Here is a 25,335-nt window from a genome sequence, read left to right on the forward strand (position 1 = left end):
ATTTATTCAATTTAAAACAAACATTATTTCATCCGAGTATGAAGTCTAGTGCCAAACTATACATCTTTCAACTACTTAATCGATTGCTATTGAATAACTTACTAGTTTGAGTTTCTAATAATACAGTGTTATGAAAACAAATAATGGTAAGGAATCCACTGAAAAAATTAAAGTTCAGGATACCCTACTTGCTCTTCACCGCCAAACCAATACCATAGGTATAGTACAAGGAGTTGATTTGAATGGAGAGCTAATAGTTGATGTCTCCAGGGAGTCTTATAAAAATGGGTTGCGTTTTGATCGGGGAGATGACCGTTTTCTAGAGATGTACAGTACATTCTATCATCAGCTAAAAACTCCGGATGAGTTTTCATTTTTTAAAGTGACTGAATTTGAAGCCGAGCAGACTGTAAAAGATTTACAACATTATATTGATACCGCTTCTTATGATGAAAAAGAAAAACTGAATGAATACTCCGTTTCTATAGATAAAGTGGAGGCGCAGAAAGAATATATTGCTAGAACTCGAAAAGACCGTTATCAATTTGATCCCGAACAAGTGGATTGGAAAATGATGTCTCAGATTGGATTGACCAGAGAAAAGCTGGAAAGTATGGGAGCATTGGAATCTTTGCTTAAGGGATATAAAACACCAATGCTTATCCCGGTGAAGATTGACCTTGGAACAGCTGTCAGTATACTGGATGCGCGCTTGTCTTTAAAGGTTAATGAGGTAGGAAAGCTTGAAACTCGGATTCATCCTATTAGGAAGGAATGTGATTTCACAAAACCTTTCTTTGGGCATCAGTTCAGCCAAGAGGATAAAAAAAAATTACTGGAAATTGGGAATATGGGAAGGGTGGTGGAGTTGATACATCCTATAACTGGAGAAGTAATTCCTTCTTTGGTTAGCAGAGATAAGCTGACCAATGACTTAGTGCCGCTTAGAGCTGATTTGGTAAGAATTCCTTTGGTGATAAAAGGGGTGACACTGGATGAATTACAGAAGAAGACGCTAAAAGAGGGAAAGCCATTGTATATTGAAAATATGCTTTCCAGGAGAGGCACACTTTTTAACGCAACGGTTCAGTTTAATACAGATAAAAGGTATGTTGAGTTTTTATTTCCTCGTAATATTAGTAATTTGAATTTGGATTCAAATCTTAATTCTAAAACAGACGTTCCGGCTACTTTTAGAGGGGAAAAATTGAGATTGTGGCAGGTAGAGAAATTGAATAAAGGAGAGGTGGCATATATTGATGGGCTCGTAGATCGGAAAGGGAAAAAATATCAGGGGTATTTGAGATTTGATAAAAGGGTGGGAAAGTTTGAGTTTTCTTTTAAGAATATGTGGAGGGAAACAGACGGTCTGTCGAAGAAAAGGAGAAGAGGTATTTAATTTTAGTTAATAAAAAACATTTCATATAATTGTAGAAAAAAATGGCAGAAATACAAAGAAATAGTACAGGCCTTTCTGGCGAATACTTTGTCGCGGCTGAACTTCTTAGGAGAGGATTCAGTGTAGGAATTACTATGGGTAATGCCAAAGCAATAGACATTCTTGCAGAGAAAGACGATAAAAAGTTTGTCATTCAGGTTAAAGCAATTTACAAACGAAAAAATAACGGTTGGCCAATAATGAAAGAGAGGATTAACCTTAATCACTACTATATATTTGTTAACCTGAATGCTGATCAAATGTCAGCGCCAGATTTTTATATTGCAACGGGACAGGAAGCATATGATCAGTGTAGACAATATTCGACAAGAGGAATTATTACAATTTCAACACTTAATAATCCTCTATTTCTTTCAAATTGGGATAAACTTAAAAAAGATTCCTTTACAATATAGTAGATGTTAAATAATATCTGGTAAATTCTTTATTGTCCTGAAAATTATTTCAACAGTTGGCTCTTACAAAGTAATTAATAATCTTCTAAAATACTAGATGCCAGCTACCAATTCCTTAAGTTTTTGCATGTTAGGATCTTTTTCGATAGGATTAATATCATTGAAAGAATTTTGTGACAATGTTTGATTCAAAATTTTTACTTTTTGAAGCATAGGTACAACATATTTTAAAAAGTGATTAAAGTGCTCAGAAACATCGGAATATTTCGTAGCAAGTTTGTAACCAGGTTTTCCTGAATGGCTTACAATAAATAATCCTTCATATCTAAGATCTCTTATTAAGGTTCTAATTCTTTCATTTTTTATGTTTGGAAAGAAATTATTAAGATAGATTAGTAATTCTCTTGTTGATACTAAGCGATTAGGGTTTAACTCAGACTGAAATCTAAGATATTCTAATAGCCTTGCTTTTTCCTTGCTTTTCTCACTTTTTGAAGAGTCAAAAAACTTTTCTATCAGCTGATAGTTCATTTTCATAATTTGCCTATCAAGTTCAGGCTTATTCTCTATTTCTTTCGTAATATAGCTTTCAAAAGGAAAGTAAGAAATTGACGTTCTTGCATGCAGCAGGTTAAACAGTTCAATGTATTGTTTATCAAAGTGGCTTGTGCAAAATACTTTTCCTAAACAGCCAGAGATAAAATCAGCAATTTGTATCAGTTTTTCATCTTTGTCATCAAATATCTCAAAATTCCTGTCAGGGTTAAATAAATCACGACTTATGCTTTTCTTTCTCACATAATCTTGGAGTTCAATTTTAAATTCTTCTCCAACCTTATCTGCATTAATTGAATAGCTCTCATATATATTATTATATTTTTCAACAAATAAAGACTGGAAATATTTGTAAAATGTTTTTTTAATCTTCAGTCCATCACCAGATAAATTAGACTTATCAACGACCATTACGTCCACAACAAAATCTAACTTTTCAAGAAATTCGATTAAAATATCTTTTCTCTTTTTAAAGTTTTTACTTTTAATATTCTTTGATTTTAAATCATCACCTAATCTATATTTGAAGCATATTTCTTTTAGAATTTTTCTTGCTTTTTCTGTGTCAGTTTCTTTGATGATGACAGATGTGTAGATAAAATGTGAAAATGTACCTTTTTTGGATAGATCAAGGTGTGTATTACCAAATTCGTCAATAAAAATTTTAGCGGGAATCATCAGTTTAAGTGATTTTTATATATGTAGATAGTAAAGTTACGGATACAATTTGTATATGCAAGGGTAAAGAATTTTTTTACGGTGCTTTAAAATTAAAATTCCTGTTATAAGTTTTTTGTGTAGTAGTTCTCACTAATTTTTATTCTTTTCTTATTTTAGCATAAAATTATAATGTTACATAGTGATATCTATGTAATTTAAGAAATAAAGACAAACTACCATGACCTTTCTAGAGCTAGCTCAATCCATATTAAAAGAAGAAAAGAAACCATTGACAGCCACTGAGATTTGGAACTTTGCTGTCGAAAAAGGATATAATACAAAATTAAATTCACAGGGAAAGACTCCATGGTCAACATTAGGAGCTCAGATCTATGTGAATAGCAAAGATAATCCGAAATCAGTTTTTGCTAAAACGGATTCAAGACCTAAAAGATTTTATTTAAAATCAATGGAAGGGGTGTTAGAAGATTATGAAAATACAATTCCTGAAGATCTGCCACCACTGAAAAAAAAGAAGTTTGATTTTTTAGAAAAGGATCTTCATAAGTACCTAAGCTACTTCGTTTATTATCATTTGAATTGTTATACCAAAACAATAAGGCATCATATTTCTAGTAAGAAAGAGTTTGGAGAATGGGTACATCCTGATATGGTAGGGTGCTACTATCGGATGCAGGACTGGAAACAAGAAATCAATGAATTTAGCAGGGCTGTTGGTGTAAATTCAGTCGTTTTATATTCATTTGAAATTAAAAGAGAGTTGAGTTTTGCTAACTTAAGAGAAAGTTTCTTTCAATGTGTTTCTAACTCTTCTTGGGCAAATGAGTCTTATTTGGTGGCTGCCAGAATATCAGAAGATGAAGATTTTATGAATGAATTGTCTAGGTTAGCTGCTTCCTTTGGTATTGGTGTGATAGAGCTTGATCTTGAAGATCCACATTCCTCAGACGTGATTCTTCCAGCAAAATATAAGAAAGATTTGGACTTTGAAACAATGAATAAACTAGCTATGAATAATGATTTTAAGGACTTTATTGAAACTGTTAAGATCGATTTAACGAGTAAGAAGATTCATAAGAAGGAATATGATGTTGTTGAGAAGATTGAGAATTTGTAATTGTTTAGTTTTTAGCTAACTAATATTTGCTGTACAGATAAATCTATGTAAATACTAAAACAATTAGTATTGAGCTCTAACCTTTCGTATCTTTGAAAGTTAGTATTAAACAAAATAAAAGACGATAAATAAAGATGAGGTTATCTGAGTTTTTAAAGGATTCTAATTATAAATTATCTCAGTTTGAAGGAGATATGATCAGCAAAATTGAAGATTCTATTTTTTTAATTAAATCTAAGATAACATTAATAGGATGGCATCATAATTAAACTAAACCATACTTCATAGAATATTATGACTAAAATTGCCAACGTACTAATCAAAAACATTAAAGAAATAAATTCAATAAAATAAAAAATGAGTTTACTACAAGAAGGAATCAATAAAGGTTTGATTTCCATTTCAGAAGATCAAAAAACTATAAAATATTTATTCCAAGATAAATCAAGAAATTTTTCAAATCCTGAAGAAAAAGTTCAAGCAGAGATTTTTCTACGTTTGGTGCTAGAGTATGGTTATCCTGTGGAACATATAGAACAATTCAGGATGGTTACAATGGGATCTGATAAGAGAGAAGCAGATATTATAGTTCATGAAGATAAAAATTGGGATAGTCCTAAAATTATCGTTGAGTGTAAAGAACAAAAAGTTTCTCAACAGGAATTCAACCAAGCCGTAAATCAAGGATTTAGCTATGCAAATGCACTTTCTGGAACTATCAAATATATTTGGGTCACTTCAGAGTTATTAAACTCAATATATCGCTTTAATAAAGAAAAGGATCTTCGCGAAGAGTTACCAGATTTACCACATTATGGGTCAGATGAAGTTGCTCCATATCAATTTGTTAAAGGTGGTGGGGTTCACGAATATGTTGATAATAAAGACGGAAAGAAAAAAAAACAAATTTTCAAAGAATTAAAAACTGTTTCTGAAGAAGAGTTAACCCGTCGTTTTAAACAAGCACATGATGCTTTATGGGCGGGTGGTCAACTAAATCCTTCTGAAGCATTTGATGAATTGGATAAATTAATCTTTTGCAAAATTTGGGATGAGCGGTATAATGTTGAAGGTGGACAATTAAAAAGAAGAAGAAAAGGAGAAGTTTATCAGTTCCAAATTATTATTGAAAAAGGAAAAAACAAAGATGAAATAGAATACAACACCAATAAATCACTTGCTAAAAGAATAAAAGCAATTTATAGTGCAGGTAAAAATTTTGATAAAGAAGTTTTTAAAGATGATATTCGATTAAGTGATGAGCGGATTCGTACAATTACAAACTATTTGCAAGAAATAAATCTTAATGAAACAGATTTAGATAGTAAGGGGCGTGCTTTCGAAACTTTTATGGGATCATTTTTTAGAGGTGAGTTCGGACAATATTTTACACCTAGGGTTATTGTACAATTTATAGTTGAAGCCTTGCCAATTAAAAATACTTCTTTAGTATTAGACACCTCTTGCGGTAGTGGTGGTTTCTTGCTTCATGCATTAGATAAAGTTAGAAGACAAGCTGACTTAGAGTTTCCCGAACATAAAGATGATAAGGACGATTATAATGGTTGGCATGATTACTGGCATAATTTCGCAGAGAAAAACCTATATGGTATTGAAATAAATGAACAGATTGCCAGAACTGCAAAAATGAATATGATTATCCATGATGATGGTCACACAAATGTTGTGGCTGTTGATGGACTCGTGAATGATTCAGATATTTTCAAATTCACCAGTAATAAAGGATTCAAGTATAATAAATTTGATTTTATTATCACCAACCCACCTTTTGGCAGTGCTATAAAGCAAAACGAAAAAGCATACCTTAAAAAGTATTTCTTGGGTAACAAACAACCTGATTGGCTCGATCTTAAAAAATCTAATACTTTTAGTAAAGTGGAATTAGATGATGATTTGGAAAATAAATTGAAGCTTGAAACTCGTAATAATCAAAGTACAGAAGTTTTATTTATTGAGCAATGTTACAATTTCCTTGCTCCAAATGGATTTTTAGCTATTGTTATACCGGATGGTATTTTAACAAATAGTTCTCTACAATATGTACGTGATGCAATAGAAGATTGGTACCGTATTGTCTCTGTCGTTTCCATGCCTCAAACTGCTTTTGCTGCCACAGGCGCAGGGGTGAAAAGTTCGGTGGTTTTTCTACGTAAACATAAAGTTAATCAGACGGAATATTTACGAGACAAAAAAGTAGAAATTCAAAACCAGCTGTTGACAAAATTTCAGTATAAGGAAACAATTGAGCGTTGGGAAAATGAGAAAAAACAAGTCATCAAAGATTTAGAAGGTTTTTCAAATAGGACTGGTTTGGTGAGTATGAAAGCTATTAAAGATAGTGAGGAATTTAAAGAATGGAAATCAGAAATCAATCAACAATTTGCAGATAAGATAGCAGATTTAAAAGAGCAATTAAATGAAGCCTATCAAGAGGCTCGTGCTAATGAGTTGCCTGACTACCCAATTTTAATGGCTATTGCTGATAATATTGGTTTTGATGCTGCAGGGAAACGTTCAGCAAATTTAGTCTCAAAAGAAGAAATTATACAAGGTGCATACAAAGATATTATTGAACATCTTTCGCATGATTTGTTTGATGAAATAGTAACTCGCCGTTACGATATCCATGACGATAAAGATGAAATAAGTACTAAAAAAACTATTTTAGAAAAAGGGATTTTAAAAGCAGTTTCTCAATTTATAAAAGACATAGAGAATGGAACAGTATAAATTGGAAGAATCACTAGATACAAAGAAAGTTTTTTTGATAAAACGCTCTAAATTGGAGAATGTGATTGACTCTAATTTTTATACACCTTTCTTTGTTGAATTGATTAAGAAATTAGAAAATTCAACTACTAGTAAATTCATTAAATTAAGCAAAGTATTATCAAAGGTTACTGATGGATCACATCATTCGCCAGAAAGTAATTTTATTTATACTAAAAATTATATTACTGTAAAAGATTTAAATGATGATGGCGAAATTGATTTGATAAATTGTTTGAAAATTTCTGATAAAGATTTTTCACAATTAGTGAAAAATGGCTGCCAACCTAGTATTAATGATATCTTATTTTCTAAAGATGGCACGATAGGTAAGACGCATTTAGTTAAAGAAAATAATTTTGTAGTATTATCATCTCTCGCAATTTTGACCCCTAAACCAGATAAGGTTTTACCTCAATATTTGGAGTATATCTTAAAAAGTAATATTGTTATCCATTTAATAAAGCGATCTATGGGTGGATCGGCATTAAAAAGGATTATATTAAAAAATATAAGTGATCTAAAAGTTCCTATTCCTTCAAAAGAAATCCAACAACAAATTGTAGACATTTATAATAGTGCTTACACTCAAAAACAAGCCAAAGAAGTTGAAGCCAAAGACTTATTAGCAAGTATAGATAGTTATTTGTTAAATGAGTTAGGCATTACTTTACCTGTAAAAAATAGCAGTTTAGAAGCTCGTATTTTTACGACTATGTTTAGTGATATATCTGGCGGTAGATTTGATCCTAAATTGTATGATAGAACAACCACAGATTTAAAACAAGCAATCAAAAATATAGATAGAACAAAGTTTACAACTAAAAGACTGAAAGATATTTTGGTAGAAAGTGTTGCAGGTGATTGGGGGATTGAAAATGAAGGAATTGATATAGAAGGTTATAAAAAATGTTTGGTAATAAGGGCAACAGAGTTTAATAATGATTATAATTTAACTCTTGATAATTCTAGGGTAAAATATAGACTAATAAAGGAGGAAAAATTATCTAAACTAAATATTAAAGAAGGAGATTTGTTAATTGAGAAGTCAGGAGGAAGTCCAGATCAACCAGTCGGTAGAATTGCTTTAATAACTAATGATTATCTAGATAAAGGAGCCTTAGCTTTTAGTAATTTTATTCATAAAATTACCGTCGATGAAACAGTAGTAAATTCAAATTATTTATTTTCATTTTTAAAAACAGTTTATAATATCAAATTGACAGAAGCTATGCAGAGTCAAACCAATGGGATCCGCAATTTGATAATGTCAGCATATTTAAATCAGAATATTGTTCTTCCCATTGATTCAAATGGAAATATTGATTTAAACAAACAGATAAAGATTGCAGATTTTATTGTAGAAATCCGTTCCAAATCAAGAAAATTACGACAAGAGGCAAATTCAATTTTAGAAAAAGCAAAACAAGAAGTAGAACAAATTATATTAGGATAACAAAACTAAACCAAATTAAACAAATGATAATCCGAGGAATTTTAGATAGATCATTAAGTAGCCAAATTTGTATTAGGGGCTTTGCTCCAATTAAAGAGCTAGCAAGGATATCTATTGCAGATTACAGCTATCAGAGAAACCCAATATATGCACAACAGCAAGAGATCGCTACATTTTTAGATAATGAGGAATTTTTATTTTTTCCAGAAGTAATTTTAAGTCTCAAACTTAGAAAGGATTTAACTAGTCTCAAACCGAAAGACTCAAGACTTGGTGCAGTTGCTGAATTGGAATTAACTTCAAAATTTACTTCAAACATTGATAGGTTTTCTTTAAAAATAAAGAAACAAAAGTATACATCAGTTAATGATGTACGTAACAAAGATTCATTGGATCTCGTTGAGCTACTATTAGATGATGATTATCTAGCTGATTTAATCAAAAAAGGGAAACATCCATTTCATCGTATAGATGGTAACCATAGGTTAAAGGCGGCTGAAGTTGCAACCAGCGGTAAAGTGAAAGAGATGATTTGTCCATTTTGCATTATTTTAAATGATGTATTAATTCAAGAAGAATTTGATCAAGATGGAAATAGTAAAAAAGTTGAAAATAACTCAAATCAAAAATTTGATAAGGTTGTATTTCACAACATCAATACAAAAACAATTCCTCTAACATCGGAAGAAAATTTAAAAGTAATTATTGATGATGAATATAATTTTCAAGATCAATATTTAAGAGACAAATTTGGTTGGGAGTATTTTGCGACTAGAAAAATCTATAAAGATTTACCTGAAAACATAAAAGACGTATATCCAAATTTGGGAGAATTGTTTGTGAAAAATCCTCGAACATTTACGATTGGATTAGTTAATCTGCTACTTGAGAAAAAAGAAATTTCAAAATCAGAGAAAAGTATCAAGAACCTGAAAGAAAGTTTTAGTAAAATTAATCAGATCTTTGGTAATGATGAACTGTTGAAAAATTTAGATGGTTTCGAAATTACCATAGCATGCGTTTATCTACAAATATCAAGAGCTGCAAATGTTAAATTGTTTATCAATTGGGTGAAGAATAACCAAATTTATAATCTTAAGGGGATCAATCCAAAATCGTTAATTGATATTTATTCAAATATTGCCGAAGCTAAGAAGAAAGAAATATTTGTTTCGATGGCATTTTCTAACGAAACAAAATCTCATTATGATGCAATTAAAAAAGCAACTGAAGAGATCAATAACACATATGATTTAGAAATTAAACTGCGAGAATTGCGAATAGATAAATTTGAAGCAGGATATTCATATGATATCAATGATGAGATTTTGAAGAAGATAGAAGAGTCTGGATTGTTGATAGTTGATATTTCTAAACATAATGGTAATGTTTATCATGAATTGGGTTATATGATGGGGTTAAATCAAGCAAAAGGATTAAATCAAGAGAATTTCATTATAATAAAAAGCAATGATCCAAAATTTAAAGATGATAAAGTGGGGTTTAACTTAACAAGCATTAAGCAGTTAAGATTTGATGATACTCTACAATTAGTAGATATGTTAAAGGAAAGCTTAAAGAAATACTACAATTTAATTTAGGTTATGTCTAAATCTAGATCAAAAAAATAGCTAAGAAAACCATATTTACAGTTTTATCTATTGCGAACGATAATGATAACAAAATAAGAGAAACCGTAAAATTTCATGAATACGAGAGTCAAGTTTTGAAAAAACAGGTTAAATAATTTAGAAATAAGTTCACCAGTTTTAAACTGATACTACAAAGAAATTGATAAGTAAATACAAATCCTAAATTTTAATTTAGGATTTTCTCTTATTTTTATTCTTAAACTCTTTTTGTAAACGATCAATTTCTAATTCTATTTTTTTCAATTCTTTTGCGTCCAATTTTGTGAAAAGAGAAAATATATCAATGTCTAAAAAGTTGCTAAGTTTTACGATATTTTCAATTGTTGGATTTGTCAATCCTCTCTCAATTCTACCTACATGATCTTTAGAAATATTTAATTCCAATCCTAACTGGAATTGGGATAATTCTCTCCTTAATCTATAGACTTGAATTAATTTACCAATTTGAAACTTTAAATCTTCTACCTGCCATTTATACATGTAGTAAATTTTGATCTTTTAAATACTTTTCATGAAGATATATATGTCTTCTATTGTTTTTTTATTATATTTGTAAGATAAGTTACAGATAATGTAACTTTGCGATACTTCAACGAAATATTAGAAGCTATTGCTTAGAATCTCGAAGCAGAAAACTGGTAATTTTCAAATAACAACGAGATGATAGGCTTGAAGCTCACGACCTAGGCGTGGGCTCTCTTATCTGTTGTTATGGGTATACCAGTGCCTCTGCTCGGATAATGTAGAGTTCCCATGCCATTTTATTTCATGCTGTTCGCTTTATCTCTACATTAAAATCTAAGCCCGCTTACAACATAAGTATCAGAGTGCACGATACAATAGGAGGGTACAGCCTATTGTGGCTTTTTAAGCTTACACGGGACACAGATTTCATTCATATTAAATTCTTTCCGGTGCCCTAAAGGTCACTGATTGCAGAACCTCACCAGTCCTTTTTCATACCAAAGGGCATCAGGAAAGTCTTTATCTAAAAAATGAATCAAAAAAACTACTCAACTTAAAATCAGAAGAAAGAAAAAAGCCCCTTCCCATAGAGTTTGCAGACCAACGGGAAAGAGCATGGTTAAGTTATTAATTAAATTAAAAACCTTTACAAATCTATGAAAAATTCCTATTACCATATAGGAGGCATTTTCTTTGGGCTCATGTTTACAACTGTAAGCATTACTGTAAAAGCCCAGACACGCAACATTTCCGGTACCGTAACCTCATCAGGTAAACCTCTTTCAGGAGTCGTAATCTCCCAAGAGGGTAGTGATCAGGTAACAATGACTGGCAACAACGGAACCTATACATTACAGGTTTCAGCAGAAAATTCCATCCTATTGTTCAGACATCCTGATTATGCTGAAGAAAAATTCAGACTCACTAATCAGACGGTCGTTAATATCAGCTTAGAACAAAAAGTAAAGGGAATCGAAGAAGTTATTCTCAACGCTGGCTACTACAAGGTTAAAGACAAAGAAAGAACCGGTAGTATCGCCAAAGTTTCAGCAAAAGATATAGAAAACCAGCCTGTCTCCAATGTCTTATCAACCGTACAGGGAAGAATGGCAGGAGTAAATATCACCCAGAATTCAGGAGTTCCGGGTGGTGGCTACAGCATCCAGATCCGAGGGCGCAACAGTCTGAGAACTTATGCCAACAGTGAAATCGATGGCAGCCAGCCCTTATATATAGTAGATGGTGTCCCCGTGGGAAGCGGAATGACTGCTACTTATGGTGCCAATATTTTGTCAGATGCCAACCTAAATCCTTTAAGCAATATCAGCCCTAATGATATCGAAAGCATCGAGGTTTTAAAAGATGCAGATGCCACGGCTATCTATGGTTCAAGAGGAGCCAACGGCGTGGTACTGGTAACGACTAAACGGGCCAGGAAAGGATCTTTAGGACTTTCCGTTAATACATCCTATGCTTTAAGCAACAGCCTTTCCAATCTTACCATGATGAATACGGAGCAATATCTGGGAATGCGCAGACAGGCCTATGCGAATGATGGAATTACCGTATATCCGGCCACTGCTTATGATATCAACGGAACATGGGACCAGTCCCGTTATACGGATTGGTTCAAAACACTTCTCGGCAATACCTCTGTAACTTCCAATGTCCAGCTGTCTTTATCGGGAGGCGGGGAGAGGACCTCTTTTCTGGTAAGTTACGGACACAATGAGCAGACTACGGTCTTTGCCAAAGATTTCAGGTATAAAACCAATACCTTACTGGGTAACCTGTCACACCGCTCCGCAGACAACCGTCTGAACTTTACCATGTCAACACTCTTTTCAAAGCTGGAACATAATGTAATCAGTCTGGACAATACCAGCAGCGCTTTGTTTCTGGCTCCCAATGCTCCCGCTCTGTACGATTCAGGAGGAAATATCAACTGGCAGAACTATACTTTTGATAATCCTTTGGCTGCCTATAACAGTACTTATTCCAACAACAATGTGCAGTTCATGAATAACTTCACGGCGGATTACGAACTTATGAAAAATGTACAGGTCAGACTCAATGGAGGAATCAGTTACCAGACCTTTGATGAACTGTCATTGCAGCCCAGTACGATCTATAACCCATCATTAGGGATAGGGCCTGCCAATTCCAGGGCGTTACAAAGCAATAAAAGCAGAATGTCCTACACTTTGGAACCGCAATTGAACTGGAGCTTTAAAAAAGATAGCCATCAGGTGGATGTCCTGGCCGGAGGTACCTATCAGAGTGATCTGAATACTCAGGGTGCCATACAGGGATATGGTTTTACCAGTAATGCATTTATTGAAAATATTGCCGCAGCTACCACAAAACTGATCTCGGACCAGACCAAAACAGAATATAAGTATACAGCCGTCTTCGGAAGACTTAATTATCAGTTTGACCATCGCTATATCATTAATATTACGGGCAGAAGAGACGGAAGCAGCCGCTTTGGAACCAACCGTAAGTTTGCGAACTTCGGGGCGGTGGGAGCGGCCTGGCTGTTCTCCAACGAAAGCTTTATGAAAGAACTGTCCTGGCTCTCCTTTGGAAAGCTGAGAGGAAGTTATGGCTCATCCGGAACTGATAATATTGGGAACTACCAGTATAACGATACGTTTATCACTTCTACCTTAGGATATAATAATGTAACAGGACTGGTTCCTTCCAAACTTTTCAATCCTAATTTCAGCTGGGAGAAAACCGTCAAATTAGAAGCCGCACTCGAAATGGGATTCTTTAAGGACAGATTTCATGTTACGGCATCCCATTACCGCAACCGTTCATCGAATCAACTGGTAGGCTATCAGCTTCCATCGGTAACGGGGTTTACTTCAGTGCTGGCCAATCTGGATGCCACCATTCAAAATACGGGGTGGGAATTTGAGATCGCGGGCCGTCCGTTTACGGGAGCTTTTAAATGGGAAACATCTGCCAATCTAAGCATTCCGAAGAATAAGCTTCTGTCGTTCCCGGGACTGGAAGGCTCTACCTATGCCAACTCTTATGCAATTGGGCAATCCGTTAATATTATAAAATTGTATCATCTGGAAGGTATCAATCCTCAGAACGGTCAGTATATCTTTTCGGATTACAATGGTGACGGCAGGATCAGTTCCCCTGATGACAGGCAGATTATTAAGAATATAGGCGTAGAGTTTTTCGGGGGTTGGAGCAATAATTTCAGCTATAAAAATTGGTCGCTGTCACTTCTTGTCCAGTTTGTCAAACAGCAGAGCCGCAATTTTAATTATCAGATGTCTTCCCCCGGACTGATGCGGAACCTTCCTGTAGAGGCCTTGAATGTCTGGTCACCCGACAATCCGAATGGATTGTATATGCCGTATCATGCTACCGCATCACCCCTGCACAGTTTATTTCAGATGAGTGATGCCACCGTGTCCGATGGGTCATTCATTCGGTTGAAAAATATTCAGCTCAGCTATCGGATTCCTCTGCAGGGGAAGCTCATCAGAGAAGCTAAGATCTATTTTCAGGGCCAGAACCTCTATACCTGGACCAAGTATTTCGGGCTGGATCCGGAGTTTTCATCTTTAGGATTTCTGCCGCCTCTAAAAACGTATTCTTTCGGCATGCAGATTAACTTTTAAAACCAGTACAATGAAACTTTATAAACAATTCTATATCATAACAGGATTTTTAATACTAAACAATATGAGTTCCTGTGAAAAACTGATTGAAGTAGAAGTGCCTTCCAATCAGATTGCTTCAGATCAGGTATTTGTAGATGTACAGACGGCAGATGCTGCCTTGGCTGGATTATATTCAGGACTGCGCGACAACTCGCCGTTTGCAGGAGATCAATCGGGCAGACTATTAGGGCTTTACACTGATGATTTGGATTTTTATTCCACTACGGCAACCAATGGACTACCGGAGATATCCCAAAACCTTCAGAACGATTCCAATGTCAGTATTTATACAGACTGGTCAACTTCATATAAGCAGATCTATGTGGCCAATGCCATACTGGAAGGCATTGAAAAGTCAAAGTCTATTTCCCAGGCAGACCGCAACCGAATCAAAGGAGAGGCATTAATGGTCAGATCCATGCTTCTGTTATACCTTCAGCAGGTATATGGAGATATTCCTTATCCGACAACTACCGATTATCAGGTTAATCAGTCGATTTCAAAAACTGATAAGGCACAGGTGCTTATACATCTGAGTGAAGATCTTAAAGAATCCATCAGCCTGCTTCAGGACAACTACAGAAATACGGAGAGGATTTTTCCTAACCGTAAAATGGCGGAACTGCTATTGACTAAAGTCTATTTGCTGGAGGGAAGATGGGGAGAGGCTGAGTTTCTGTTAAAGGGCATTATTCAAAGTCCGATGTACCAGTTTCAGAATGATATTACCAAGGTCTTTAACAAATCCGGTTCGCATATTCTCTGGCAGCTGAAACCTAAAAATTCCGGTGACGGCACCAAAGAGTCCGGAATCTATTATTTTAACAACTCAGCACCTTCAATGACCGCTCTCAGTACTGGCCTTGTCAATACATTTTATCCCGCAGATCTCAGAAAACAATACTGGATGGCATCGGTAACTTTTAACGGAACAACCTGGTACAGAGCTGAGAAATATAAAAACAGGACAGGGAATACAACGGAGTATTCAATTATTGCCCGGCTGGAAGAAGTATATCTTCTTTTAGCCGAGACTTTGGTTCAGCAAAATAAAATAGATGAAGCCCTTTTTTACCTCAATAAAACCAGACAGAGGGCAGGAATAGCACCATTAGCATTGCCTTTATCAAAAGAAGAAGCACTCAGTGAGATCATATTGGAAAACCGGCGAGAGTTTTTTACAGAGATGGGACATCGTTTCTTCGATTTGAAAAGAGTCGGAAAGCTGGATATATCTATACAGGGAAAGCCTAACTGGAAGTCTTTTCATAAACTATGGCCAATTCCCCAGCAGGATATTTTGTTAAATCCCAATTTAAAACCTCAAAATGAAGGCTATTAAAATCAAAGCGCTGTTATGCATAATGATTATTTGTATGTGCAGCCAAGGACTGTTGGGACAATATAATATTGATTCTATACAACAGAGATATGCTGCATTTTATACTATTGCTCATTTAAAAGTATCAGATGATAAGCGATGGGTTTCTTTTTCAAAGATTTACAAGAAAAATACAGATACCACCATTATTGCCACTGCTGACAAACAGCAAACTGTCAAAGCTGTTTTAACTGGAGTTTCTGAAAGCTACTTTTTGAAGGATAATCATTTTTTCTGGCTGGGTAGTGGCAAGGCACAACTTATCAATCTTCGAAACGGAGATAAGAAAGATTTTAAGGAAGTTAGCAAAATAGAAATACTGCCCGCTCTGGGATATTATGCTGTATGGTACAAAAACCGTTTTCTGGAAGTATTTGACAGCAAAAACAAACTTGTTGCCTCAGTGTCTGATGTGACACAGTTGGTTAGTAATAAACAGAATAAATTATATGTAATAGTTATCCGAAGCAATCTCTCATCGGTTTGGTCTTTGCAATCCAAAGAATTTAATAAAGTATATACCTCTGAACAGATTATAAAAAAAATCATGCTCGCACCCTCACAGAAATATCTGGCAGTTACAGAGCAGGAGAAATCTTCTGATGGATTACAGCTTGTATTACTTGATACCAACTCACTCAAAGTTTCAAGAGTTGGCAATGGTTTTATTAAGTCTGATTATATTGAGGTGCGTGAGATCAAAAACGGACTTGCTTTTTTTCTGGATTTTAATAGTCGTCCAAAACCTGCTCCTACCGCCCAGCCGGAAGTAAAATATGGTATCGATCCCGATTTATGGCTTTATAGAATGGGAGAGCAGTATCATGAGTATTGGGTGTATGATGTAAAGTCAGAGCAGTCTCAAAAGGTAGATACTGGTTTTGCGTTTATGGCTGCTATGGATCATGAACGATATTTTCTGACCTTTGACAGAAAGGAAAGGAATGCCTACATCAGTTCTGTTTCTTGGTTTGACATTTATTTGTATGACCGCTATAGTAAAACTTCAAAAAAGATACTCTCTCAGATCTCCAACCTTGTAGTTAGCCGACAGGGTAAATATGTAGTAGGATTCAGTGAAGAAGAAAAGCGATGGATTCTGTATAATACTTTATTATCCGGAAAAATAACGATTGAAAACCCTCATATTGGGAGGCCAACTTTTAGTGATGACAATCATTATGTTTTTTTTGAGAGCGAGAATGGAATATACAGGTTTAATGTACGGACGAAAAATCTGGAACAACTGCCCTTAACAGCGAATAAAAAAGTTGCTATTCTCAATGTCAAAGAAGATGTGATCTACGGAACGTTAGGCGCAGATTTTAGAATCCGCAGCATTAATGCCAAGAAGCCTATTATCCTTGAGCAGTATGATCAAAACAACAATGAAACATCATATGTTCAGTGGTTTCGGGATAAAGTAAATGTACTTCTTCCGTCTACTAAAAATAGGGTAAGTGATTTCAAAATAAATCTCCTGAGCCAGGCGGTTTTCAGTCTGGAAGAGAATTTTAACAGTCCTCAGGCAATTTATCAATATCATAGCGGTCATAAGAAAGAAGTGTATCAAAGCAATAGGCATGATCATGAGATCACTATGGCCAGGCAGGAAATACTTTCATACAAGAATAGTTTGGGAGTACAAATCAAAGGTGTATTGTATTATCCCCTTAACTTTGATGCCCGAAAGAAATATCCCCTGATTTTGTCGATCTATGAAGTTCAGAATAAAAGTGCATCGGTATATCCCTATCCTTATTTTTCGGGAATAGGAATTAATATCCGGTCACTCATTGATAATGGCTATTTTGTTTTTCTTCCCGATGTGGTTTTGGATAGCCGGGGACCTGGGTTCGCTACGTTGGATTGTGTGCACTCAGGATTGGATGCCCTAAAAGGATATGCCAATATTGACAGCAATAGAGTAGGACTGATGGGGCATTCCTTTGGCGGGTTCGGCACCAGTTTTATATCGACCCGTTCCCATCGTTTTGCGGCCTATATATCAGGAGCAGCCGTTACCGATCTTGTTAAATTTTATTTTTCCTTCAGTCAGGAAAGAAAGCTTCCCAATTACCCCCGCTTTGAAAACGGACAGTTTGATATGAAGGTGCCGTTTTCTAAGAATAAAATGCTTTACTATGATAACAGCCCTATTGCCAATGTAGAGAAAGTTAATAAGCCGATCCTTCTCTGGACAGGACTGAAAGACGGAAACGTTCCTTATACTCATACCGAAGAATTGTATACGGGTTTGCTGCGAAATCAAAAAAAGGCGGTAGTACTGTATTATAAAAATCAGGATCATGACCTGGCAAAAAACAGTGCGGAGAGCATAGATCTGCATTTGAGAATCCTGGAATGGTGGGATTACTTTTTGAAAGATAAAAAAGATATTCCCTGGATTGATAAAGAAATGAAAAAGGATGCCCTGTAAGGCATCCTCTTCTTTTACTGTGGAATTTCTCTTAGAACATTATCGCAGAAAGTTTCTGAAACCTGTTCTTTCAGCTGGGTGCCGTCAGACAGTTCACAGATCGGTCCTGTCGGAATGTCACTACAGTTTTTACCTGCTTGCTCACAAGTGAAATTTCCATTACCATCCGGAACCATTACGTATCCCGGTACAATAGCTTTGTTCGTCTGATTTGCCATCTTAGTGGCAAATGCTGTTCCTGTTCCTAGTACCACTAGTAAAGCAGGGAAAAGGATTTTTTTCATAGAATGAAATATTTAGTGCTGCCTACTCTGTTGATCGGTTTTCGGCTTCCCCGATTTAATATATTGAGATAATGCTTTTGTCATTTTATATTGGGTGAGTTCATTATTATGGATGGTATACAGATATTTTTCGGTTACAATGATATCATTGAGTGTATGATCATCTTTCTTGAAAATATAGATGCTGCCTACATAACTTTGGGAATCAATTTCGTAAACATCCAATACATCTGATTTTTTCCAGGCTTTTCTCGATTCGTGTCTGCCCATCAGGTTGGATTGAACGAAAAGTAAATTTTTGTACACCACGGATCTGATATTGACCTTTAGTGCCGGTGCTTTCATCTTGTAAGTGCCGTCAGAAAGTTTCGTTGTTTTAATCTGGACAGTTTTTACGGTATCAATAGTTTTTAGAAATTTTTGCACCTGCATACTGCTGTTCATGACAATTGCCTGATTTCTGTAAGTATAGGTATATAACAGTTTTTTCGTATGCGATTCGTAGGCCATGCTTCCGTCGACGTCAAACAGACCATCGGTCTGTTTCTTTAAAACAGTTGTTTTTAATTGTAATTTCTCAGGACTGTCAATATAAAGTAATCCCAGAACCAGATGATTGCTTGGACGTATCTGTGTCCTAATGGCAAAACGGGAAGAGTCAATGACCTTGAGATCATTAAAATAAGCGTCTTTGTAACTTATTCTTGTAGTAGATTCGGTCCCAAGTTTACCTTTAAATAAGATAGGTACCGACCCGTCATAAATATAAAAATGATTGTCCGCTACTATTTGCCTGATATTTTTATAAGGATGATCTGTTTCTATTCGGGCAGAGACAACAGCTTTTCTTTGCATTGAAGAGTCCATTGTGAGGAGCTGTTGGGGATATTTCTGGTTAGACAGATAAATGTTATGATCATTAAACCCAGCAAAATAATAGAAACCATTGTCCAAATGTACAGATTGATGCTCGATGACAGGATGCTTTATAAACCGCCTTGTAAAATTATTTTCTTTTTTAATGACATGCTCCGAAGAAAGAAACATACCTATGATTAAAATAATGCTCAGTACGATTGATGTTGATACCGTTATAGTAGTTTTTGATTTTCGGACAGGAATCTTCTTTTCCATTAAGAATAAGGCAATAATTATAAGTAATACACATATTACATTAAAAACTAAATGTTCAATCCAGCCCAGTTTTTCGAGAATTCCTCCACAGGAACAGGGAACAAAGTCACTATAGTTGAGAATGATGAAAATATAGGCTGTAAATGCTGACATTAAAAAAAGTGAGAGGTATAAGCCTGATCGTCTGCAGATGGGTACCAACAGTAAGATGGAAGCAATCCATTCTATTATAATGACGCTGTAAGAAACAAAACCTGCATAAGCACTGAGAAGTGGTGATTGTGCTAATTGAATCTGAAATCTTTCAAATTCAAAAAGTTTACTTACACTCGCGTACACAAATAATACAATAAAAAAGTAACTTACAATAGTAGGGAATATGTTGGAAAAATTTTTCATGCTTTGTTGTCATTATTGGGTTTAACAGACCTGAACCAGTCTCCATTTGATTTTCCATCCGCAATATTCAGGCATCGGTTCACCCTTAAAGAGAGTTACAGTTGTTTTGAAATTCCCCATACTTTCCCAGATGCCACTCTTTGGACATGGTAAGCCTGTAACAACTGATATGGAGGTATGGGGAATCATATTTTTTGTTTTTAATCCTGAGTAAGCCGCCAATTATCACCGTCTCTGACAGGAGGATCTTTTGTTCCAGGATCTTCAATGACTTCTATGGATTTAGCAGAATCCTGTTTCATTACTAAGCCATTTATTGTGGGCTCTGATTTTTCAATATATTCACTATTTGAAATCATATCTTCATCTCGAGGGGTGCAGTTTTGTAGACAAACTGCTGCGATGATTATGCTAAAAAATGGGATAAACTTTTTCATTTTGATAATTTTAATTGGGTTATCCCGGCCGGATTATATTAGAATTCTGATGTCAAAATTATCCGGCTTATGAGCTAAAAAAAACTGTTATATGGCTCTATTTTAAAATTGTTACGTCTCAATTTTAAAATTAATACATGCGAATATCAGAGTTCAAGTGGCTGTATTTGCATATTTTACAGGATTTTTGTCTTTCTGTTATTTAATTCATTGAAATTTGATTTATTTAAAACATAAATGTTTATTTTTGAGATGGTGAGGTTCTAAATATCAGTCTATGAAAAAGTTTTATTACTTTCTCATCTTATTTCCTGTTTTTTCACAATTTTTCTTTTCACAAAAGAAAGAGGAAAAAACTTTCAGTGAAATTAGAAAGCCTTATGAAAAAATGGCAATAGAAGACATTCATGCAATGCCCTATGTAAAACTGTACATTGAGAAAGCAAAAAACGAAAATAATTTTTCAAAGCTGATTCAAGGGTATAGAGATGCGAGACAGTTTGATTATAAAAACAAGATGAAGTATGCTGACAGTGCGCTTACTGTCAGTTTACAGCATGGAAGCCAAGATGACATCAGTAAAGAATATTTAAGCAAGGGAATCATCTATTATTTTTATCAAAAAAAATTTAAGCTGGCTTTAAATGAATACATTAAAGCCTATACGCATTCAAAAGGCTCAAAAGATGAGTACCATAGGTATAAAGTCCTTTATCATTTAGGAATTGTAAAAAGTCATTTGGGCTATTATGATGACGCTATGAAGCATTTTCTTGAATGTACTTCATTTTACAGGTCAAAGCTGAATGAAAACCATCATGAAAATGAACAGTTTAACTATGAGAAGGCGTATCTCAACTGCTTACATCAATTGACTGTCCTCAACAGATATCTGCATCATTTTGCCAAGAGTGATAGTTTAAGCAATTTAGGTTATCGGCTAACTGCCAATAATAATGATTTTGTACTTGAAAAAAGCTATTTCCTAAAATGCATCGGAATTTCCAGATTTCATCATAAAGATTATGTTGGTGCTCAAGATCACTTGCAAAGATCTTTACCCAATATTCTAAAGAGAAATGATTTTGCCTGGGCTTCTGTAGTATATTATTATCTGGGTAAAACGTATGAAGCACAGGATAATATAAATAGGGCTGTAGGATGTTATAACAAAATAGACTCTATTTTCAATAAACATGATTTTATACTTCCAGAGGTTTATAAGAGTTATCACTATCTTATCGATCATTATAAAGATAGAGACCTCGAAAAGCAACTGTACTATACCAATGAGCTTTTAAAAGCTGACAGTTTAATCAGTAAAGATTTTCCCTATTTATCTTTGAAACTTCATAAAGATTTTGACCGACGTACACTGATGGATGCAAAAGAAGAAATCGAGAGATCCAGTACTAAAAAAATAGTATTGGCTCAGATACTTATTGCTTCAGGAAGTGTAGTTCTTGGTTTTTTTGTTGTCCGGTATCGAAGAGATCAAAAGATAAAAAAACAATATCAGCTTCTTCAAAAGAGAATTGCTGAAGGAAGATATAATAGGAATGATATTTTAAGTGAAGAAATGATAGAACTGCCTGTAAGAAAGACTTCTCTTACCCCGGAAATGGCTTTAGAAATAAAAGAAAAGCTTGAGAAGTTTGAGCAGGAGCAACATTTCAAAAAGAAAGGGATTACGCAGAAAAGTATTGCTTTAAAGCTGGGAACCAATTCCCATTATCTTTCGGTTTATATTAATGAACAAAAAGGGATTAATTTTAATAAATACATGGCTGAACTGAGAATTAATTATATCACGAACCTACTTAATACCAACAGTAAATATTTAAATTATACTATCGAGGCTCTGGCTGATGAATGTGGTATAGCGGCACGCCAGAACTTTTCAAATCTGTTCTTTGATATCAATGGGATCAGACCTACTGATTATATAAAGAATCGGAAAAAGGAGCTGGGTATTAGTTGATTAAGTCGTGCTTTAGGTAATTTTTGTAAATTCCTTAAAAAAGGACATGGTAACAAAAACTATTTTTAAAAGAACTTCGAAGTTATTGGAGGATCTGGACCTAAAGATTAACGAAGTCAATGCTGACGGAAATGATCTGATCAAAATTTCAGAAAAGGCATTACTTATTATTGATGAGTCGATAAGGAAATTAAAACTTTTGGTTTCCAACCATCATTTTGATCATATTGCTGAAGAAGTATTCTTTTTTAAAAAACTGAAACCGCAGTTTATTGCAAAATTTATTTATTATTCCGCAGTACTGGATATTGAATCTCATAAACCGGCTGCCGGAAATAAGACTTTAAAAAAATATTATGAAGCAGAACAGGAAAAATTGAAAGACTTTTATTTGGAGCATTCTGAATTTTACAGTTACTATAAACGGGAAGCAACCTATCTTGATCATAAAATATTTGTTCGCAATTCCTACGACCTAAAAATGAAGCTATCATCCGGATTTTATAATTATGATCCGAGTTTTACAACTTCCCACGATCATATGATCGCCAGATTTATTTCTAATGAGCAATTCGATCAGTATTTAAAAAAGCAAATTGAAAATTCGAATGATAACTTTACGGCAAAAGTATTTTCTCCTTTGAGCTGGTCGGGGTCAAAGGTTGGTCTTATAGAACTTATTTATGCGCTTTACCAGATGCGTTGCTTTAACGGTGGTAATATAGAGTTAAGCGAAGTGATAAAATTTACAGAAAAGTCATTGGATTGCGATTTAGGTAACTTTCATAAAACCATCTTTGAAATCCGTAACCGAAAACAGGGACCAACCAAATTCCTTCAATTGGTGAGTGACAATTTGAATCAATATTTTATGAACAGCGATGCTGAGTAACATACATACATACATACATACAAATGGAAACCTCAAATCGTATGGTATTTGAGGTTTCATTCTTTAATCCGATTTCAATAAATGTTGCAAATCAGGATCATTTTTTATTCGAGCCATTTCATCTTTGATGATATTGAGAATATCTGACTTAATTTCTCTGTAATTATCCTGAATCTGTCTGGTCATAGAATCATTCCCGTCTTGATCAATAAAGGATCGGATCGGTGGTATCTGCTGATAGCTTTTCGTTTCTTGAGAAAGCTTAACATTGTCTACAACAATCTCGGAATGAAAAATCTTCTGCTGAATCCTTTCATCAAAGTTATCAGATACAGCACCAACAAAAAATCCCTGGGTCAGGGTAGAAATCTTCGAAGCAGGTATCAAACTGTCCAATTGGGTAGAAATAGAGGTGGACGTATCATTCTTATTGATGGATATACTCTGTCTTTTTTGCAGTATTTTTCCAAAACGGTCAGATAACGTTTTTGCTGTTTCCCCAACCACCTGACCGCTGAAAATATTGCCGACCGTATTCTGAATGACTTTACTTTCCTTATCTCCATAGTCTCTTGTCAACTGAGAAAAATCCTGGAATCCAAGACATACGGAAACTTTATTACTTCTGGCAGTAGCAATTAAATTATCCAGGCCTCTGAAATAAATAGTAGGCAACTCATCAATAATCACTGAACTCTTCAACTGTCCTTTTTTATTAATTAACTTAACAATTCTCGAATTGTACAACCCAAGAGCAGCAGAATAAATATTCTGACGATCAGGATTATTTCCAACACAAAGAATTTTAGGCTCATTGGGGTTATTGATATCCAAAGAAAAATCGTCTCCGGTCATTACCCAATACAATTGTGGTGAGATCATTCTTGACAAAGGAATCTTTGCGGAAGCGATTTGCCCCTGCAATTGATCCTGGGCGCCCCCTTGCCATGCATCCATAAAAGGAGATAGGTAGTTCTCTAATTCAGAATAAGAAGTTAATATCGTAAAGACCTCTTCATATTTTTTGTTAAGCAGTTCAATAGCGTGTGGAAAAGTGCAGTATTTACCGTTCTTATATATCTTAAGAAACCATATGATGGCAGCTAGCAGTATGATAGGGCTCTCAACAAAGAAATCGCCCTGTTTTTGTATCCAGCTTCTGTTCAGGTTTAACATAATGGTGTAGGCAGCTTCATATGCATCAGATATATCCGTCATAAAATCGGGATTTAAAGGATTACATCGATGACTTTTTCTTGGGTCGTCAAAGTTGATGATATAGAATTTCGGCTTTACGGTATACGCATCAGAATGATTGAGAAGATGGTTGTAAGCAATAGTAGACAAATCATCGAATTTAAAATCATAAATATACATGGAAAATCCTTTTTCAATATGTTGTCTGATATAGTTATTTACCACGGCAAAGGATTTTCCTGAACCTGGTGTTCCTAAAACAATGGTCGCACGAAATGGATTGACTACATTAATCCATCCCTGATGCCAGTTTCCCTGATAATAGAATTTTGTGGGAAGATTAACTGAGTATTCATTATAGAGTAATTTAGTTTCCTGCTGAAAACTTTCATTCTCACTGTTAAAAACATCCCTCATTAAGTTATGCTTCAGAAGACGGCTTATCCAAACCCCTGCCTGCATCAGAAGAATGTATCCGAATCCAGTAAATAGAATATAAAGTATAGGAGTAAAACTGCTGGCAGATTGTAAGAGAATTGCGTTTAAAAAGAATAGTACAAAACCTATAGAAAAAACAATACTAATTTTTTTCCAAGTAATCTTTTCATTTTTGACTCCCTTTGTTCCGAGGCAACTCAAAGCCAGTAAAACTATTGCGAATAGCTTAGAATAAATAGGTAGAGAAAAAAGGCCTGCTGTCTTATTAAAATTATAAAGTATTTTATTGATGAGTTCCAGTGTCCATTGTTGCTTTGCAAAAAATCCGTAACAAAACCAATAGAGGTGCATTAGTACTAGAATAATGCTTACCGCTCGCATAAACGCCATGATTTTGGCAAGTCCTCTTAAATCGTCTTCACCCTGCATTTCAAATAGTTTAAATTAACAGGTTGAAAATATTAGATGTATGATCTTATCAAAAAAAATGGCA

General features: G+C 34.6%; 18 protein-coding genes. 11 read left to right on the forward strand and 7 right to left on the reverse strand.

Annotated elements, in window-relative coordinates; genetic code table 11:
* The first annotated feature begins 130 nt into the window (after positions 1-130).
* Together CHRYMOREF3P_RS00950 and CHRYMOREF3P_RS00955 are read left to right on the forward strand one after the other, a co-directional pair.
* Positions 131-1,399 (forward strand): DUF3945 domain-containing protein, encoded by a 1,269-nt coding sequence (locus tag CHRYMOREF3P_RS00950; RefSeq protein WP_180563630.1) that lies wholly within the window; start codon positions 131-133, stop codon positions 1,397-1,399.
* 41 nt (positions 1,400-1,440) lie between these two features.
* Entirely contained in the window at positions 1,441-1,854 is a 414-nt protein-coding gene (locus tag CHRYMOREF3P_RS00955; protein ID WP_180563631.1) for a hypothetical protein, read from the forward strand.
* Between the two features lie 93 nt (positions 1,855-1,947).
* Here CHRYMOREF3P_RS00955 and CHRYMOREF3P_RS00960 read toward each other — a convergent pair whose 3' ends face one another.
* On the reverse strand, positions 1,948-3,087 hold the full coding sequence (locus tag CHRYMOREF3P_RS00960; RefSeq protein ID WP_180563632.1) for a DUF3800 domain-containing protein: 1,140 nt from the start codon (positions 3,085-3,087) through the stop codon (positions 1,948-1,950).
* Between the two features lie 220 nt (positions 3,088-3,307).
* Between CHRYMOREF3P_RS00960 and CHRYMOREF3P_RS00965 the strand changes: the two genes are divergently transcribed.
* From CHRYMOREF3P_RS00965 to CHRYMOREF3P_RS00980, 4 genes are all read left to right on the forward strand, one after another.
* On the forward strand, positions 3,308-4,207 hold the full coding sequence (locus CHRYMOREF3P_RS00965; protein ID WP_180563633.1) for a COG2958 family protein: 900 nt from the start codon (positions 3,308-3,310) through the stop codon (positions 4,205-4,207).
* A gap of 357 nt (positions 4,208-4,564) precedes the next feature.
* Positions 4,565-6,958 (forward strand): restriction endonuclease subunit M, encoded by a 2,394-nt coding sequence (locus tag CHRYMOREF3P_RS00970; RefSeq protein ID WP_180563634.1) that lies wholly within the window; start codon positions 4,565-4,567, stop codon positions 6,956-6,958.
* Entirely contained in the window at positions 6,945-8,453 is a 1,509-nt protein-coding gene (locus tag CHRYMOREF3P_RS00975) for a restriction endonuclease subunit S (RefSeq protein WP_180563635.1), read from the forward strand. Before CHRYMOREF3P_RS00970 ends, CHRYMOREF3P_RS00975 begins: the two co-directional genes overlap by 14 nt.
* A 23-nt stretch (positions 8,454-8,476) precedes the next feature.
* Positions 8,477-10,054 carry a hypothetical protein gene (locus tag CHRYMOREF3P_RS00980; protein WP_180563636.1) on the forward strand — a complete coding sequence of 526 codons (1,578 nt, stop codon included), beginning with the start codon at positions 8,477-8,479 and terminating at the stop codon, positions 10,052-10,054.
* 222 nt (positions 10,055-10,276) lie between these two features.
* Here CHRYMOREF3P_RS00980 and CHRYMOREF3P_RS00985 read toward each other — a convergent pair whose 3' ends face one another.
* A complete protein-coding gene (locus CHRYMOREF3P_RS00985; protein ID WP_180563637.1) occupies positions 10,277-10,585 on the reverse strand; it encodes a helix-turn-helix domain-containing protein in 309 nt (102 codons plus the stop codon).
* 641 nt (positions 10,586-11,226) lie between these two features.
* On the opposite strand from CHRYMOREF3P_RS00985, the gene CHRYMOREF3P_RS00990 reads away from it, so the two are divergent.
* Genes CHRYMOREF3P_RS00990 through CHRYMOREF3P_RS01000 form a run of 3 tightly spaced genes read left to right on the forward strand, consistent with a single transcriptional unit; the run spans position 11,227 to position 18,080 of the window.
* Positions 11,227-14,217 carry a SusC/RagA family TonB-linked outer membrane protein gene (locus CHRYMOREF3P_RS00990; protein WP_180563638.1) on the forward strand — a complete coding sequence of 997 codons (2,991 nt, stop codon included), beginning with the start codon at positions 11,227-11,229 and terminating at the stop codon, positions 14,215-14,217.
* Positions 14,218-14,227: 10 nt separating this feature from the next.
* Positions 14,228-15,601, forward strand: coding sequence for a RagB/SusD family nutrient uptake outer membrane protein (locus tag CHRYMOREF3P_RS00995; RefSeq protein ID WP_180563639.1), 1,374 nt, complete (start codon positions 14,228-14,230; stop codon positions 15,599-15,601).
* Positions 15,602-15,635: 34 nt separating this feature from the next.
* Complete coding sequence (locus CHRYMOREF3P_RS01000; RefSeq protein ID WP_180563640.1) at positions 15,636-18,080, forward strand: alpha/beta hydrolase family protein; 2,445 nt, start codon at positions 15,636-15,638, stop codon at positions 18,078-18,080.
* A gap of 14 nt (positions 18,081-18,094) precedes the next feature.
* On the opposite strand, the gene CHRYMOREF3P_RS01005 is transcribed toward CHRYMOREF3P_RS01000, so the two are convergent.
* From CHRYMOREF3P_RS01005 to CHRYMOREF3P_RS01020, 4 genes are read right to left on the reverse strand one after another with little or no spacing between them, the layout of a single operon-like run.
* A complete protein-coding gene (locus CHRYMOREF3P_RS01005) occupies positions 18,095-18,364 on the reverse strand; it encodes a DUF6520 family protein (RefSeq protein WP_076597476.1) in 270 nt (89 codons plus the stop codon).
* Positions 18,365-18,376: 12 nt separating this feature from the next.
* On the reverse strand, positions 18,377-19,897 hold the full coding sequence (locus tag CHRYMOREF3P_RS01010) for a DoxX family protein (protein ID WP_232538933.1): 1,521 nt from the start codon (positions 19,895-19,897) through the stop codon (positions 18,377-18,379).
* A gap of 21 nt (positions 19,898-19,918) precedes the next feature.
* Positions 19,919-20,086 (reverse strand): hypothetical protein, encoded by a 168-nt coding sequence (locus CHRYMOREF3P_RS01015; protein ID WP_156121964.1) that lies wholly within the window; start codon positions 20,084-20,086, stop codon positions 19,919-19,921.
* Between the two features lie 11 nt (positions 20,087-20,097).
* Positions 20,098-20,334, reverse strand: coding sequence for a hypothetical protein (locus tag CHRYMOREF3P_RS01020; protein WP_180563641.1), 237 nt, complete (start codon positions 20,332-20,334; stop codon positions 20,098-20,100).
* Positions 20,335-20,611: 277 nt separating this feature from the next.
* Between CHRYMOREF3P_RS01020 and CHRYMOREF3P_RS01025 the strand changes: the two genes are divergently transcribed.
* Together CHRYMOREF3P_RS01025 and CHRYMOREF3P_RS01030 are read left to right on the forward strand one after the other, a co-directional pair.
* On the forward strand, positions 20,612-22,315 hold the full coding sequence (locus tag CHRYMOREF3P_RS01025; protein WP_180563642.1) for a helix-turn-helix domain-containing protein: 1,704 nt from the start codon (positions 20,612-20,614) through the stop codon (positions 22,313-22,315).
* A gap of 46 nt (positions 22,316-22,361) precedes the next feature.
* Positions 22,362-23,207, forward strand: a complete 846-nt coding sequence (locus tag CHRYMOREF3P_RS01030; protein ID WP_149831924.1) for an RteC domain-containing protein — start codon at positions 22,362-22,364, stop codon at positions 23,205-23,207.
* Positions 23,208-23,270: 63 nt separating this feature from the next.
* Here CHRYMOREF3P_RS01030 and mobC read toward each other — a convergent pair whose 3' ends face one another.
* Positions 23,271-25,271 (reverse strand): conjugal transfer protein MobC, encoded by a 2,001-nt coding sequence (gene mobC / locus CHRYMOREF3P_RS01035; RefSeq protein WP_149831925.1) that lies wholly within the window; start codon positions 25,269-25,271, stop codon positions 23,271-23,273.
* Between the last annotated feature and the right edge of the window lie 64 nt (positions 25,272-25,335).

Origin of the sequence: Chryseobacterium sp. JV274 (assembly GCF_903969135.1) — a bacterium.
Taxonomy (GTDB): Bacteria; Bacteroidota; Bacteroidia; order Flavobacteriales; family Weeksellaceae; genus Chryseobacterium.

What these genes read in the sequence shown, in the direction of transcription:
- CHRYMOREF3P_RS00970 (WP_180563634.1), top strand. Translation starts at nt 4,565, where the DNA reads ATGAGTTTACTACAAGAAGGAATCAATAAAGGTTTGATTTCCATTTCA.
- CHRYMOREF3P_RS00975 (WP_180563635.1), top strand. Translation starts at nt 6,945, where the DNA reads ATGGAACAGTATAAATTGGAAGAATCACTAGATACAAAGAAAGTTTTT.
- CHRYMOREF3P_RS01030 (WP_149831924.1), top strand. Translation starts at nt 22,362, where the DNA reads ATGGTAACAAAAACTATTTTTAAAAGAACTTCGAAGTTATTGGAGGAT.
- CHRYMOREF3P_RS00955 (WP_180563631.1), top strand. Translation starts at nt 1,441, where the DNA reads ATGGCAGAAATACAAAGAAATAGTACAGGCCTTTCTGGCGAATACTTT.
- CHRYMOREF3P_RS00995 (WP_180563639.1), top strand. Translation starts at nt 14,228, where the DNA reads ATGAAACTTTATAAACAATTCTATATCATAACAGGATTTTTAATACTA.
- CHRYMOREF3P_RS01005 (WP_076597476.1), bottom strand. Translation starts at nt 18,364, where the DNA reads ATGAAAAAAATCCTTTTCCCTGCTTTACTAGTGGTACTAGGAACAGGA.
- CHRYMOREF3P_RS01010 (WP_232538933.1), bottom strand. Translation starts at nt 19,897, where the DNA reads ATGAAAAATTTTTCCAACATATTCCCTACTATTGTAAGTTACTTTTTT.
- CHRYMOREF3P_RS00965 (WP_180563633.1), top strand. Translation starts at nt 3,308, where the DNA reads ATGACCTTTCTAGAGCTAGCTCAATCCATATTAAAAGAAGAAAAGAAA.
- CHRYMOREF3P_RS01000 (WP_180563640.1), top strand. Translation starts at nt 15,636, where the DNA reads ATGTGCAGCCAAGGACTGTTGGGACAATATAATATTGATTCTATACAA.
- CHRYMOREF3P_RS01015 (WP_156121964.1), bottom strand. Translation starts at nt 20,086, where the DNA reads ATGATTCCCCATACCTCCATATCAGTTGTTACAGGCTTACCATGTCCA.
- CHRYMOREF3P_RS01020 (WP_180563641.1), bottom strand. Translation starts at nt 20,334, where the DNA reads ATGAAAAAGTTTATCCCATTTTTTAGCATAATCATCGCAGCAGTTTGT.
- CHRYMOREF3P_RS00985 (WP_180563637.1), bottom strand. Translation starts at nt 10,585, where the DNA reads ATGTATAAATGGCAGGTAGAAGATTTAAAGTTTCAAATTGGTAAATTA.
- CHRYMOREF3P_RS00950 (WP_180563630.1), top strand. Translation starts at nt 131, where the DNA reads ATGAAAACAAATAATGGTAAGGAATCCACTGAAAAAATTAAAGTTCAG.
- CHRYMOREF3P_RS00990 (WP_180563638.1), top strand. Translation starts at nt 11,227, where the DNA reads ATGAAAAATTCCTATTACCATATAGGAGGCATTTTCTTTGGGCTCATG.
- CHRYMOREF3P_RS00960 (WP_180563632.1), bottom strand. Translation starts at nt 3,087, where the DNA reads ATGATTCCCGCTAAAATTTTTATTGACGAATTTGGTAATACACACCTT.
- CHRYMOREF3P_RS01025 (WP_180563642.1), top strand. Translation starts at nt 20,612, where the DNA reads ATGAAAAAGTTTTATTACTTTCTCATCTTATTTCCTGTTTTTTCACAA.
- mobC (WP_149831925.1), bottom strand. Translation starts at nt 25,271, where the DNA reads ATGCAGGGTGAAGACGATTTAAGAGGACTTGCCAAAATCATGGCGTTT.
- CHRYMOREF3P_RS00980 (WP_180563636.1), top strand. Translation starts at nt 8,477, where the DNA reads ATGATAATCCGAGGAATTTTAGATAGATCATTAAGTAGCCAAATTTGT.